A 13,110-nucleotide genomic window follows, 5' to 3' on the forward strand; every position below is an offset into this window, starting at 1 on the left:
ACGCCGTGATATCAGCTGAAACCAGCAAGAAAGACTGGAGAACCAGTATTAAAGTATGGAGACGAAACTTCTAACCGTCGATCCGATGAGGGACGTTGACGTCGTCCAGGCTCTCGGCTCTCCGACGCGTATCGAAATCCTCAACCTGCTGCGCCAGAAGGGGCCGCTGAATGTCAACGACATTGCGGCGCAGATGCGCTTGCCGCAATCGACGACGGCAACCAATCTGAAGTCGCTCGAGCAGGCCGGCCTCATCCAGACCCAGACGATGAAGGCGACGAAGGGAAATCAGAAGGTCTGCTCCAGCATCTACGATGAAATCCTGATCCGCTTCGATACCAACGGCACCAAGGCGAGCGAGGATGTGGTCACCGTCAGCATGCCGATCGGCCTCTTCACCGAATTCGACGTGGGCGCCCCCTGCGGCCTCTGTTCGGTCAATAACGTCATCGGCATGCTCGACGTGCAGGAGGTTTTCCTCGATCCGCAGCGCATGCAGGCGGCATTGCTCTGGTTTACCCGGGGTTACGTCGAATACAAGTTTCCCAACAACGCCAAGGTCTCCGGCAAGAAGATCCGCAAGGTGGAATTCTCGGCCGAACTGAGCTCCGAGACGCCGGCCACGAATGCCAACTGGCCCTCCGACATTTCGATCTGGGTCAACGGCATCAAGGCCGGGCACTGGACCTCACCCGGCGATTTCGGCGACCGCCGCGGCATGTATTCGCCCTCCTGGTGGAAGCTGTCCGGCTCGCAATACGGCAAGCTCAAGACGTGGACGATCGACGAGACCGGAACCTGGATCGATGGCGCCATGGTTTCGACCCAGACCATCGCCTCTCTGCGCATACCCGATCACCACTCAATCCGCTTTCGCATCGGCATCGACGAAAAGGCAGACAATCCAGGTGGGATGAACCTCTTCGGCAAGGGGTTTGGTGATTTCGACCAGGATCTGGTCATGTCGATCTATTTCTGACGTACGATAAACGCACGACGATTGCCGCAACGGTTGCGGCGCAGTGGAACAGCCTGTCTACGTTCTCGATGGCTGCTTTTAACCTCTTTTTTAACCGACCTACACTTTATTCGTGAATGCGATGCAGGTTATCTCGACGCCCGCGAGACCACTCCCGAAAGGGACGAGGAAATCCGCCGGAGCTTGCGCAGCCGATCTCAGTGGCCCGTGATTTAAAGAGGAAATAAATTGAGTATTTCAAGCGATAGAATTTCCTGGGAAGAGATGATTGAGGCCAAGGCTTTCATTGATCTGGCCAGGATCACACCCCAGCCCTTTAAAGACAGCGTCGAGTTTGCCTGCATGCCGGTGGGTACCGGCTGCGCCATTTCGCTGCCCACGGCTCCTGCCGTTGGGCTCAACCGCATTTTTGCTTTAAATGACAGGGACGAACTCAATCTCGCATTCGAATGGATGAAGACCAAAACAGGCAGGCGGCATGTCCAGATCCGCGAAACCTTTGCCGCCAATGCGCTGCGTGGCTGGATACTGGATCACGGACTGGTCGAGAACGGTGCCTGGATGAAACTCACGCGGCCTGCCCCATCCGCTCCGCTTGCAATCGAAGGACCTGTGCACACGCGCTTGGCCGGTATCGATGACGCGCCGATTTTCGGCAGGCTGATGTGCACAGGCTTTGGTTTTCCGACGGAGCTTGAGCCATTGTGGTCATGCCTGGTCGGCAAGAAAGGCTGGGCCTGCTTCATTGCGGAATTGGAGGGAACGGCGATCGGAACCGGGGCGATGTTCGTGGAGGACGGATGCGCATGGCTGGGAGGCGGAACGACACTTGGTGAGTACCGGAACCGCGGCGCGCAAAAGGCGTTGATCAACGCTCGATTGAACGAGGGTCTCGCGCAGGGCGTTTCTCTCTTTGCCGTGGAGACGGCCGAACCTCAGGAAGATCAGCCGAACATCTCCTTCGCCAACCTGAAGAAGGCAGGCTTCAAGCCATCCTATATCCGCAAAAACTATCTCCTGCCGAACTAAGCTCTTCCCATCGGTGCGGATTGCCGCACCGATGCCATATGCCGTGACTAGATCGGAACAGGCTCGTGAAGCGGCCGCACCGGAGAAGGAAACGAGATGCAGTTGAACGGCGAATTGAACCCGAACGATCCCGAATTCTTTGAACTTCTCACTGGGAGCTTCCGGCGCCTTGTCGGCCGAGATCTTCTCCCGAGGGATCGGGGACCCGAGTGGCTCTACGGCGATGCCCCGTTTGTGGTCCTTGCCCACAATTCCGCGCCCGATCCCGTCTTTGTCTATGCCAATGGTGCAGCACAGAGGCGGTTCGGGTACAGCTGGAGCGAGTTCGTAAAGCTGCAATCCCGGTTGTCCGCTGGCCCAAGCGAGCGGTCAGAGCGTCAGGCGTTGCTCGATGCAGTGGCACGAAACGGGTTTATGGCGGGTTATCGTGGCTTGCGGGTGACGAAGTCGGGGAGCCGGTTCTGGATGGAAGACGGAATAGTCTGGCAGCTGCGGAACGCAGAAGGACAGGATTTCGGTCAGGCGGCGACATTCTCGCAGTGGGTTGAGATAACGCCCTCCTAAATCATCAATGGCGTTTGGCAATCATGCCGCGCTTCCCCGAACGAGTTGCGTTGATCTCCCGCTCAGCTGAGAAACGGCCCTAAGCAAGCGGCATGCCGGATCAACCCGTCAGCGCCAGCCAATCGCCGATCGTTTTTCCGTAACTCCGCGTGGAGCGGACGGCCGGCGCCGGCCGCTGTTGGGTTGCCACCGCCCTTCGGATTTCACGCGGGCTCAGCCCGAATTCATGGATGAAGGCGCGCGTAAAATTGGCGGCGACCTCGAAACCTGCGGCTTCTGCGATTTCTGAAATCGGCCTGTGGTCGGCCGGAATGCTGAGATCCGCATAGGCCTGCAGCAATCGCCGCCGGCGAATATAATTGAGCACGCCTCCGTTCGCCTCGAACAGCTGGTAAAGCCGCGTACGAGAAATCCCCAACGCGCGGCACATCATGTCCGGTGTCAAGTTTTCCGAATGGAGATTGACGTGAATGTAGCGGTGCGCCCGCTCCATCAGTCCCAGGTTGGTCTGGTTTTGACCGGTATCCGTCCTTGTCGACGATGCCGCGCCCGCAACGACCATATCGCCGATGGTTTGGATGATCCGGGGCACTTCCTCTGTCGTCAGATTGCCGAGGTTCGTTTCGAGGCCCGTGAGATAGCCCGTGAGCAACTCGGCGAGGCTGCCCGAGAGAACCGTGTTGCCGGCGCTCTGGAGAAGGCTCGCATCGCGAGCCAGCAGCTCATAGGGCAGGAACACGAGCAAAGCTTCGGTGTCGGTCATCCGTCCGCGATAGGGGCTGCCGAGAGACATGAAAAATATCTCGCCGGCGCCGGTCTCGGTGACACGACGGTTGACCTCGGTCCAGGCCTGGCCGCTGCGCAGCAGGCCGACGTTCCAATGGTCGATGGGGCTTGATCGAAGCACGGCCTGATCGCGGATATATCTGTGGGCCTGCGCGCGCTGCTGGACGATGAGGATATCGCCGAGATGCCAGCCGATCTGCTCCGCGAGGAACCCGTCTTCCGGTGATTTTCCCTGCGGCAGATGAACATCCACGAGCGGCGCCATATGTGCCCGCCAGGCCGGGAATTGTTCTGCCGGTGGCAGGTCCTGCGTCGAGAACCGCAGCGGCACGAGGGCAGGGGAGGCATGGGGCGGGCGTTCCCGGCGCATGGCCGGTTCACGCGGCCAGCGCCGCCGCTCCATATGCGCCGGCCGTTCCTGTTCTGGAGGAGGATCATCGTCGGATTCAGCCCCTGTAGCCATCCAATTCCTCCAGCGTATGACCCGACGCGAGCCATGGAAACCGAGAAAAGCAATTGTTTTGCGGCTGAAATCTCCGCAGAACCCGCCTTAAAAAGCGGAGGTGCCCGAAGCCACCTCCATAAGTTGTTTATCATACTCCTTTTCGCTCAGAAATGTACGGAGCGATAATTTCCAGGATGTGAGGATAACGACAATTGCCTCCCTTGGCTGTATCTAAATAAACGACGGTTCGTTCCAGAGGAAAAGCCGGGCTAATAGAATATTCTCCTGATCGAACGACGTAGTTGTTCGGAATGGAGAAGTAAAAAACAAAAATTCTACAGAACAAATCTGAAAACACGGGAGGTAGTCGTGAACTATCTTGGTAAAATTCGTGCGCGCTCTGCGCAAGCGTCGGCTCGTGACGCAAATTATTCATCGAGAAAATCTTGTGCGCCTAAGAGAGTTCTTGTCACCGGCGGTGCAGGTTTCCTCGGATCACATCTGTGCGAGACCCTTTTGGCCGCCGGACACAAGGTGATCTGCCTCGACAATTTTTCCACCGGCATGAGGCGCAATATCGCCCATCTGAAGCGCGTTGATCGCTTCAATGTCGTCGCCCACGATATCGTCCACCCGCTCGATCTGGAAGTCGACGAGATCTATAACCTCGCCTGCCCGGCATCGCCCCCGCATTATCAGGCTGATCCGGTCCATACGACAAAGACCTGCGTGCTGGGCTCCCTCAACCTTCTGGAGCTGGCCGCGCGCACCGGCGCACGCATCCTCCAGGCATCCACCTCCGAAGTCTACGGCGACCCGAGCGTCCACCCGCAAGTCGAAAGCTACTGGGGCAACGTCAATTCGTTCGGGCCGCGCGCCTGCTATGACGAGGGCAAGCGGTGCGCGGAGACGCTGTTCTTCGACTTCCACAACACGCACGGCGTCGAGATCAAGATCATCCGCATCTTCAACACCTACGGCCCGCGGATGCGTCCGGACGACGGCCGCGTCGTCTCGAATTTCATCGTTCAGGCCCTGACGGGGCAAGACATCACCATATATGGCGACGGTTCGCAGACCCGCTCGTTCTGTTTCGTCGATGATCTCATTGGCGGCATCGTGCGCATGATGGCCTCGCCGGCGTCGCTGACGGGGCCGGTCAATCTCGGCAATCCCGGCGAATTCACGATCCGGGAGTTGGCCGAGCAGGTGATCGGATTGACCGGCTCCCGGTCGCAAATCATCCATCTCCCTCTGCCGGTTGACGATCCCCGTCAGCGTCGCCCCGATATTTCGCTTGCCATGCAGGAACTCGACTGGCGGCCGAAGATGGCCTTGTCGAGCGGCCTGCGTCAGACGATAGACTATTTCGATGGCCTTCTCACCCGTTCGGCACGAGAACTGGAGGCGGTCTGATGGATGCGCCCCGGGTCCTTGTTACGGGCGGTGCCGGCTATATCGGCAGCCACACCGCCAAGCTCCTCCGCTCGGAAGGGATTGAGCCTGTCGTCTACGACAATCTCACGACCGGAAACCGTTCGTCCGTGCGCTGGGGCCCTTTCGTCGAAGGTGACGTCCTCGACTCGCCAAGCCTGATCGAGGTCATCGAGAAATATGCTCCCCATGCCGTCATCCACTTTGCCGCCTCGGCCTACGTGGGCGAGTCCGTGCAAAACCCGGCAAAATATTACAACAACAATGTCTGCGGTACATTGTCGCTTATCGATGCCTGCCGGCAGACGGGGCTTCAGAACGTCATCTTCTCATCGAGTTGTGCCGTCTATGGCGTCCCCTCTGTGCTGCCGATCGACGAGACGATGCCAAAGGCGCCGATCAATCCCTACGGCATGACGAAGCTGATCGGCGAGCATATGCTCGCCGATTATGCGGCGGCCTTCGGCCTGCGTTATGTTGCCCTGCGTTACTTCAATGCCTGTGGAGCCGATCCGGACGGCGAGCTTGGCGAGTGGCACGTTCCGGAAACCCATCTCATTCCGCGGGCGCTGCTGGCCGCGGCCGGCCGGATTCCGCACCTGGAGATATTTGGCGACGACTACGACACCCCTGACGGGACCTGCATAAGGGACTATATTCACGTCGCAGATCTCGCGCGTGCCCATGTTCAGGCCTTCACCCATCTCGCCAATGGCGGATCAAACCTCGCTGTCAACCTAGGCACCGGGCGAGGGTTTTCCATTGGGGAAGTGCTGCGCGTGATCGAGGAAACGACCGGGTGCGAAGTCCCGGTCGTCATCCATCCGCGCCGGCCTGGCGATCCGCCCAGCCTTTACGCCGACGCCAGCCTGGCCCGCGAGACGCTCTGCTTCCAGCCTCGATATTCCGACCTGGAAACCATCGTGAGGACGGCGGCTCCGTTCTTCGGACTGGAGGCGCGCGTGACCGAACCCGCGATCACCCAAGCGACGCATGCTCCGGAACCCTGCCCGGAGCTGCTTCTTGTCCCGGTTCTGACCGGATATCGGCGGGCCGAATATCTGTTCTTGGCGGCCGTATGGGCCTGCGCCTTCGCCTATTTCTGGATCTGGTGGCTGGAGCCGCGCCATCACGTCGATGCTTTCGGCACAATTACGGTGAGCCTCGTTCTTGCCTGGGTTACCGCTCTGCCGGCCTATTTCATCGTCGTCTTCTATCGGGCGGCAAGACCGAACGGTCCCTTGCGCTTACCGGCCGGCAGCCGAGTGGCCATGGTCGTGACCAAGGCGCCGTCGGAACCCTTCTCGGTCGTCAGTGAAACCCTGCTGGCAATGCTTGCCCAGGATGTGGAACACGACACCTGGCTTGCCGACGAAGACCCTTCCCCCGAGACCCTCGACTGGTGCTCCAGGCACGGGGTCTTCGTCTCGACCCGCAAGGGGCGATCCGATTACCATCGGACGTCGTGGCCCAGACGCACGCGGTGCAAGGAAGGCAACCTCGCCTTCTTCTACGACCACTACGGCTACAGCCGCTACGATTTCGTGGCGCAACTCGATGCGGATCATGTTCCCGCGCCCGACTATCTCTTCCACATGCTGCGTCCGTTCGCCGATCCAAAGGTCGGCTATGTCTCGGCCCCCAGCATTTGCGACAAGAACGCTTCCGAAAGCTGGTCGGCACGGGGAAGGCTCTATGCCGAAGCCAGCATGCATGGCTCGCTCCAAGCCGGTTACAGTGACGGCCTGGCGCCGCTGTGCATAGGGTCGCACTACGCGGTGCGTACCGTCGCCCTCAAACAGATCGGCGGCCTTGGCCCGGAGTTGGCTGAAGACCATTCGACGACATTGATGATGAATGCCGGCGGCTGGCGGGGTGTGCATGCGCTGGATGCCATCGCCCATGGTGACGGCCCCAGAACCTTCAGCGATCTCGTGACGCAGGAATTCCAGTGGTCGCGCAGCCTGGTCATGCTGCTGTTGCGGTACTCGCCGAGCCTCGTCGGCCGGCTGCCGCCCCGGCTCAGGTTCCAGTTCCTCTTTTCGCAACTCTGGTATCCCCTGTTTGCGTTTTTCATGTTGCTCATGTTTGCGATGCCGATCATCGCGCTCGTGCGCGGCCAGAACTTCGTGACGGTGACCTATCTCGATTTCCTCGCGCATTTCGCGCCGCTTTCTATCGCGCTCGTGGTGATGGCTTATCGCTGGCGCGCCAGCAGCTCGTTTCGTCCCCACGATGCCAAGATCCTGAGCTGGGAATGCATGCTCTTTCTCTTCGCGCGCTGGCCCTGGGCGCTCGCCGGCACCCTGGCTGCGGTGCACGATTTTCTGACGGGCTCCTTCGTCGATTTCCGCGTCACGCCAAAAGGGCGGTCCGAAGTCGATCCGCTGCCGGTGCGAGTCCTGGCGCCCTACGCTGCGCTGGCGCTCATGGCGGTATTGCCCGCCTTGGCGATCGGCGATGCCGGCGCCTCCAAGGGGAGCTACTTCTTTACCGTCCTGAACGCGGCAATCTACTGCGCGCTGCTGCTGGTCATCGTCGGGCGCCATTCGAAGGAAAATAAGATTGCGGCGGCCCCGCGTTTCTACCGTCCGGCAATGGCGACCTTGCTTCTTGCGCTCGTCGCGCTGCCGGGGGCTGCAACCATCATGCGCGGAAAGGATGCGACCGAGGCACTCGCCTGGGGCAGCGGCCGTCTTCAGCTGTTCGAAGAACGCTACGCCGTCTCCGGTGCAGGCCGGGGCGGAACCGCCCTGCGCACGATCTTCTTCAAACCACGATGGATCTCCGATCCGGAGGAAATCCAACTGAGAACGGATGCCGCTCACCCGGATTTGCGGCCGAGCCTAGAGGAAGTACACAATGTATAGCCCATCCAAAATAGCCCTGTTGTCATTCACCGGCCTGTTGCTGTCGGGAGTTGCGGTCCTACCGACCGCTCCGGGCAGCTTTGCCGAAGGGCACCCGCTTGCCATGACGACATCGTCCATCGCGCCGCCGACCAAGATGCCGGTCGTCACGAAGGAGTCGATCACGTTCGGCGCCTATGATCCGCACGGAGATTTCGGCGCCTCGCCCGATTCGAAGATCGAACACCTCTTCCTGCCCTGGGAAGACGTCGATCTGCGCACGCTCGCCCTCGCCGATGATTATGCGCGAGCGCATGGCCGCACCCTGCTGATCTCGGTCGAGCCCTGGACCTGGTCACCCGATTGGCGCCAGACCTCGCAAGAACTGCTGCACAGCATCCTGGACGGTTCGCGCGATGCGAACATGGCCGCCGTCTGCTCGACTGCTGCCAAGTTGAAAAGTCCAGTCATCATTCGCTGGGGACAGGAAATGGACGAAACCGACAACCAGTTCTCCTGGTCGCATTGGCATGGCGCCGATTATGCCAAGGCCTATCGTCGAATGGTGGAGGTCTGCAAAGTTCACCTGAAGACGGCCAAATACATGTGGTCACCGAAGGGCAATGAGGGGCTTCAAGCCTTTTATCCCGGCAACGATGTCGTCGATCTCATCGGGCTCTCGGTCTTTGGCCTGCAGCAATACGACAGGGACAAGACCGGCCATGACCAGACGTTTGCAGAGCACCTTGCGCCCGGATACGCCCGTGTCGCTGGTTACGGCAAGCCCATCATGGTTGCGGAACTCGGCTACGAAGGCGACGATTCATACGTGCGAAACTGGGCTGAGAGCGTAGCGAAACGCCATCCCCAGTTCCCGGCCCTGAGCGCCGTTATCTACTTCAACGACCGTGAAGTCTATCCGTGGCCGGACGGCTATGGCCGCCCCGACTGGCGGGTCGTCCGCGAAAGCATCAATTGAACAAGAAGGAACCTGAACATGTCCATGCTTCAAAAAACGCTCCTGGCCGTGGCCCTGACCGGCGGTATCGCCACGGCCGCGTCCGCTGCGGGAACCAATGAGCCTGCGGGGATCGAGACCGCAAAGCCGATGAGCAGCGCGGAAATCTATCAGCTCTACAACCAGAATTCCTGGATGTGGAAAGCCGGCGCCGGCTACTTCTCCACAAAGGCGCGCCGCTTTACCGCCTGGTCGCGGGAAAACGGCTCGCCGTCCTTCGGCGTGGGCCGCTGGTTCATCACGGAGCGGGGTAAACTCTGCTTCAACGCCGACTGGCACGCCAAGACCGGAACGGCGACGGCAATCACCTGCTTCAGCCACCGCAAGAAGGGCGGCCTGATCTATCAAAAACGCGAACCGGACGGTCAATGGTACGTTTTCAAGAGCGCACCGGCACAAGCAACCGACGAATTCGCAAAGCTTCGCTACGGCGACTACGTGAGCTCTCAATTGGGGAGAATTGAGACGAGCGCCAGTAGGACCAAATAAAGGCGAAGCAAGGGGTTGCGCGCGGCCGAGGCGCCATCTGTGTCCTTGCCTGGGAGCCGATGCCTGCGCGCAACCCTTTTCATAAAGGATCGCGAAGCGCCTTCAAAATCAAAGAGGCGGCGAACGGACGCCCGGCGCCTCTTTTGTCGTGGCCGGACCATCGGGTGTCCCGTCGACTGTTCCGATTAATGTCGCGACAGTGTTCAATTGAGAAAGAGCCATGGCACCGCAGGCAGAGTCTGGAAGGGCGCAACAGGTGCTCTGGAGCCTACATCTCTATTTATCCAATCCACTGGACGGCGTCGCGACGAGTTCGAATCCTTTCAGGAGTTGGAGTGTATAGAGCGCACCCAGGCCGAGCGGGCATCTGTCGGCGTCGAAAGTTTCGGCAACTATGCGCTTTCATGCCTGGCATAGAGGGCGGCTTAGCAGCTTCCTGAAAGCAGATCTTGTTGGAGGTCGTCGTTGCGCCGGCACTGGCTATTGCTCATACTCTGTGCAAATGGCGCCAACAGCTTCAGGATCGGACATTAATCACCCGTCATTGTACGACACCGGCCTTGCGTAGCCCCTGCATGACAAGCTCGAAATCGGCGGGGTTCTTGAAGGGCAAGACTTTGCGCCGGTATTCCAAGGAGTAGTCGGGATTGACGCGCAGCACCTCTTGCCACATCGCGCAAGCCTCTTCGAAACGGCCGAGGTGCCCGTAACAGGCAGCCAGAAGCGCGCGCGAGACATCGGTGACGGGGTTTCGGCTCACGCGCTGCAGCAATAGTTCGACGGCCTCTTCGTACCTTCCCAGTTGAAACAAGGCCCAGGCCTGAAAGTGAAGAACGATATCCGGAAAGTACGGGTTCAGGACCCTCGCCCGATCGAAATAGCCGAGTGCCTCCTCGGATCTGCCTGAATAGACAAGTGCCTCGCCGAGGCTGACATGCCCTTCGGCGAAGTTCGGATTGAGGACTATCGCACGCTCGGCCTCGCTGATGGCTCCATCGTGCTGTCGCAAGTAAAGATTGACCAGACTTAGCGACCAGTGCGCCACGGGATCGCTATTATCCCGCGCTACCGCCAGCGTCGCAGCCTCTTCGGCTTGCTCAATCGAGCGCTGCGGCAACGCGCTCCACCGGTTCAGGTAGTCGAGCCCGTGGGTAAGGGCGAGGAAGGCGTGCGCCGAGGCGAAGTTCGGGTCCAGTTCGACGGCACGTTGCAAAAGGTCGCGGGCGTCGCTGTTCGTTTGCTTCGTCAGCCGGTGCCACAGCTCCCGGCCACGCAAGAAGCAGTCATACGCCTCGGGGTGCCGGGTCTGCCCCGGTGCAAGCCTTTGCCGATCGCCCTCTGTCAGGTTGACCGCCAGCGCGCCGACGATCTGCTGCGTGACATCGTCCTGAACCGCGAATATGTCGGTGAGGTCGCGATCGAACCGCTCCGCCCACAAATGCCCGCCGGTGGTCGCGTCGATGAGCTGCGCGGTGATGCGTACCCTGTTCCCCGATTTGCGTACGCTGCCTTCAAGTACATGCCGCACGCCGAGCTTTGTGCCCACCTCCTGCACATGGACGTTCTTGCCCTTGAAAGTGAACGACGAATTGCGAGCGATGACGAAGAGCTGCGACAGCTTCGATAGCGCCGTGATGATGTCTTCCGAAATGCCGTCGGCGAAGTAGTCCTGTTCGGCGTCACCGCTCATGTTGGCGAAGGGCAGGACGGCGATCGACAACTTCGGCGACGCTGCCGTCGCCGGTTGGCTCGTCGCGGTTTCCGGGGTCGCGGCTAACTTGGTCCCTGCGCTGCCGACTTGCAGCGAATAGACCCGGATGGGCTCGGCAATGTTCTTGAGCTGTGTGCTGCCGAGATCGCTGACCGAGAGGTCGAGCCTTGCCTTGACTTGGCGATAGGCATCCTCGGACAGGCAGATCGCGCCCGCTGCGGCGACGCCCTCTAATCGCGAGGCGATGTTGACGCCGTCGCCCATCAGATCGCCGTCGCTTTCCTCGACGACATCGCCCAAATGGATACCGATCCGGAACTCGATGCGACGGTCCTGCGGGACGCCGTCATTGCGCTCCACCATACCGTTCTGCACCTCGATGGCGCAGCGCACGGCGTCCACCACGCTGCGGAACTCGACCAGCGCACCATCGCCGGTGCGCTTCACCACCCGGCCATGGTGCACGGCGATCGTCGGATCGATGAGATCGCTGCGCAGTGTCCGCAACCTCGCCAGGGTGAGGTCCTCGTCGGCGCCGGCAAGACGGCTGTAACCCACCACGTCCGCGGCAAGGATTGCAACCAGCTTTCGGTTCTCGCTCATGGCGCTGTCTCCTAACTCCCACGATAGCAGGGAGACAGGGGGCAAGAAAGAAGTTTAGCCGCTGCTCAGAGCGATCTTGGTTGAGATCGAGTAGGCCATGGCTCATGTGGACGCAGCCGAGGTTGTAGCCCACGCAATGACAGTTCTGTCGGGCTCCCGGCCGTCCGAAGCCCACTGAGGGTCAGGTCACGACGATGTCCGCGTCCACCCGTATGTCCGCTCTTTGAAGATCCGCACCTGAAGTTGCCAGTGCGCTTCCGGCCCCCAATCAGTCATTCCAGGCAGGCCAAGTTCTTGGCTCGCCTAAGGAATCTGTTACAGAGGAAATTTGAAATGACAGGGTCATTGGTTCCAATCCCTTCAAGGCGTCCCGTTAGATATTGCTTCATTGCAAATGATACCTTATATGTAGGTACGTTCCTACAATGGAGGCGTCCTATGAGCATCACGAGTTTATCTAGCCGGGAGTTGAACCACGATGTCAGCAGGGCAAAGAAGGCTGCCAAAAACGGACCTGTCGTTATCACAGATCGCGGGAAGCCGTCCCATGTATTGATGACCTACAGCGAGTTCGAGCGCCTGACTGGCAAGCGCCGCAATCTGGTCGATGCTCTTTCAATGCCTGGTTTGTCGTCCATTGATTTCGCTCTACCTCGAGCCGAAGTCGCGCCTCGCCGGGTCGATCTGTCTTGAAGTATCTGCTGGATACAAATGTCGTCTCAGAGTTGCGCAAAGTTGGCGACGGTAAAGCCGATCCGAATGTGACGAAGTGGGTCGGTGCGCAAGACTCCAACGACCTGTTCATTTCCGCGATTACGATCCTAGAACTTGAGCGCGGGATATTAGGCATCCAGCGTCGCGACGCTGACCAGGGTTCTCGCTTGCGGCGATGGATGGATAGCCGGGTTCGCCCTGAATTCGCTGAGCGAGTTCTGCCAATCGATGACGCGATAGCTACGCGTTGTGCCCACCTACATATTCCAGACCGCCGCAACGAGGCTGATGCTTTGATAGCGGCTACCGCGCTGGTTCATGGCTTAACTGTGGTCACACGGAATGTTCAGGATTTCGACGGTACAAACTTGATCATAATCGACCCATGGCTAGACTGAAATCGGCGCGGGCGCATACGAGGGGACGCGCCTTTCGCAAAATTCTAAGATTTCTTCAGACTTGTGCTGGATTTAACGGGTGGCGGTTCGT

11 protein-coding genes and 1 pseudogene are annotated in these 13,110 nt (G+C 59.6%); 10 read left to right on the forward strand and 2 right to left on the reverse strand.

Features of this window, described 5'->3' with window-relative positions; all coding sequences use genetic code 11:
• Window positions 1-55 precede the first annotated feature (55 nt).
• The 3 genes from AB4Z13_RS28670 to AB4Z13_RS28680 all read left to right on the forward strand — a co-directional run bounded on the left by AB4Z13_RS28670 (window position 56) and on the right by AB4Z13_RS28680 (window position 2,572).
• The gene (locus tag AB4Z13_RS28670; RefSeq protein ID WP_113321106.1) at window positions 56-979 is read left to right on the forward strand and encodes an ArsR/SmtB family transcription factor; all 924 of its coding nucleotides are present in this window, start codon (window positions 56-58) and stop codon (window positions 977-979) included.
• Between the two features lie 264 nt (window positions 980-1,243).
• On the forward strand, window positions 1,244-2,008 hold the full coding sequence (locus AB4Z13_RS28675; RefSeq protein WP_442207389.1) for a GNAT family N-acetyltransferase: 765 nt from the start codon (window positions 1,244-1,246) through the stop codon (window positions 2,006-2,008).
• 96 nt (window positions 2,009-2,104) lie between these two features.
• On the forward strand, window positions 2,105-2,572 hold the full coding sequence (locus AB4Z13_RS28680) for an MEKHLA domain-containing protein (protein ID WP_113321104.1): 468 nt from the start codon (window positions 2,105-2,107) through the stop codon (window positions 2,570-2,572).
• Between the two features lie 100 nt (window positions 2,573-2,672).
• On the opposite strand, the gene AB4Z13_RS28685 is transcribed toward AB4Z13_RS28680, so the two are convergent.
• Window positions 2,673-3,821, reverse strand: a complete 1,149-nt coding sequence (locus AB4Z13_RS28685) for a helix-turn-helix domain-containing protein (protein WP_442207390.1) — start codon at window positions 3,819-3,821, stop codon at window positions 2,673-2,675.
• Between the two features lie 351 nt (window positions 3,822-4,172).
• On the opposite strand from AB4Z13_RS28685, the gene AB4Z13_RS28690 reads away from it, so the two are divergent.
• The 5 genes and pseudogenes from AB4Z13_RS28690 (at window position 4,173) to AB4Z13_RS28710 (ending at window position 9,593) form a co-directional block, all read left to right on the forward strand.
• Window positions 4,173-5,219 carry a UDP-glucuronic acid decarboxylase family protein gene (locus tag AB4Z13_RS28690; protein ID WP_439018578.1) on the forward strand — a complete coding sequence of 349 codons (1,047 nt, stop codon included), beginning with the start codon at window positions 4,173-4,175 and terminating at the stop codon, window positions 5,217-5,219.
• Window positions 5,219-6,160, forward strand: a pseudogene (gene galE / locus AB4Z13_RS28695) (UDP-glucose 4-epimerase GalE); the annotation flags it as partial. The gene AB4Z13_RS28690 and the pseudogene galE, both read left to right, overlap by 1 nt.
• A gap of 39 nt (window positions 6,161-6,199) precedes the next feature.
• Complete coding sequence (locus AB4Z13_RS28700) at window positions 6,200-8,107, forward strand: glycosyltransferase family 2 protein (RefSeq protein WP_442207430.1); 1,908 nt, start codon at window positions 6,200-6,202, stop codon at window positions 8,105-8,107.
• Between the two features lie 19 nt (window positions 8,108-8,126).
• The gene (locus tag AB4Z13_RS28705; protein WP_113321100.1) at window positions 8,127-9,065 is read left to right on the forward strand and encodes a glycoside hydrolase family 26 protein; all 939 of its coding nucleotides are present in this window, start codon (window positions 8,127-8,129) and stop codon (window positions 9,063-9,065) included.
• 18 nt (window positions 9,066-9,083) lie between these two features.
• Window positions 9,084-9,593, forward strand: a complete 510-nt coding sequence (locus tag AB4Z13_RS28710; protein ID WP_113321099.1) for a DUF995 domain-containing protein — start codon at window positions 9,084-9,086, stop codon at window positions 9,591-9,593.
• Between the two features lie 541 nt (window positions 9,594-10,134).
• On the opposite strand, the gene AB4Z13_RS28715 is transcribed toward AB4Z13_RS28710, so the two are convergent.
• Window positions 10,135-11,907 carry an adenylate/guanylate cyclase domain-containing protein gene (locus tag AB4Z13_RS28715; protein ID WP_442207391.1) on the reverse strand — a complete coding sequence of 591 codons (1,773 nt, stop codon included), beginning with the start codon at window positions 11,905-11,907 and terminating at the stop codon, window positions 10,135-10,137.
• Between the two features lie 438 nt (window positions 11,908-12,345).
• Between AB4Z13_RS28715 and AB4Z13_RS28720 the strand changes: the two genes are divergently transcribed.
• Complete coding sequence (locus AB4Z13_RS28720; protein ID WP_442207392.1) at window positions 12,346-12,600, forward strand: type II toxin-antitoxin system Phd/YefM family antitoxin; 255 nt, start codon at window positions 12,346-12,348, stop codon at window positions 12,598-12,600.
• Entirely contained in the window at window positions 12,597-13,019 is a 423-nt protein-coding gene (locus AB4Z13_RS28725; RefSeq protein WP_442207393.1) for a type II toxin-antitoxin system VapC family toxin, read from the forward strand. The genes AB4Z13_RS28720 and AB4Z13_RS28725 overlap by 4 nt, the downstream gene beginning before the upstream one ends.
• The last annotated feature ends 91 nt before the right edge of the window (window positions 13,020-13,110 follow it).

Source organism: Rhizobium sp. YAF28 (genome assembly GCF_052113285.1).
Taxonomy (GTDB): domain Bacteria; phylum Pseudomonadota; class Alphaproteobacteria; order Rhizobiales; family Rhizobiaceae; genus Rhizobium.

Coding starts and splice junctions, on each gene's coding strand:
- AB4Z13_RS28715 (WP_442207391.1), bottom strand. CDS start 11,907: ATGAGCGAGAACCGAAAGCTGGTTGCAATCCTTGCCGCGGACGTGGTG.
- AB4Z13_RS28670 (WP_113321106.1), top strand. CDS start 56: ATGGAGACGAAACTTCTAACCGTCGATCCGATGAGGGACGTTGACGTC.
- AB4Z13_RS28720 (WP_442207392.1), top strand. CDS start 12,346: ATGAGCATCACGAGTTTATCTAGCCGGGAGTTGAACCACGATGTCAGC.
- AB4Z13_RS28675 (WP_442207389.1), top strand. CDS start 1,244: ATGATTGAGGCCAAGGCTTTCATTGATCTGGCCAGGATCACACCCCAG.
- AB4Z13_RS28685 (WP_442207390.1), bottom strand. CDS start 3,821: ATGGCTACAGGGGCTGAATCCGACGATGATCCTCCTCCAGAACAGGAA.
- AB4Z13_RS28710 (WP_113321099.1), top strand. CDS start 9,084: ATGTCCATGCTTCAAAAAACGCTCCTGGCCGTGGCCCTGACCGGCGGT.
- AB4Z13_RS28680 (WP_113321104.1), top strand. CDS start 2,105: ATGCAGTTGAACGGCGAATTGAACCCGAACGATCCCGAATTCTTTGAA.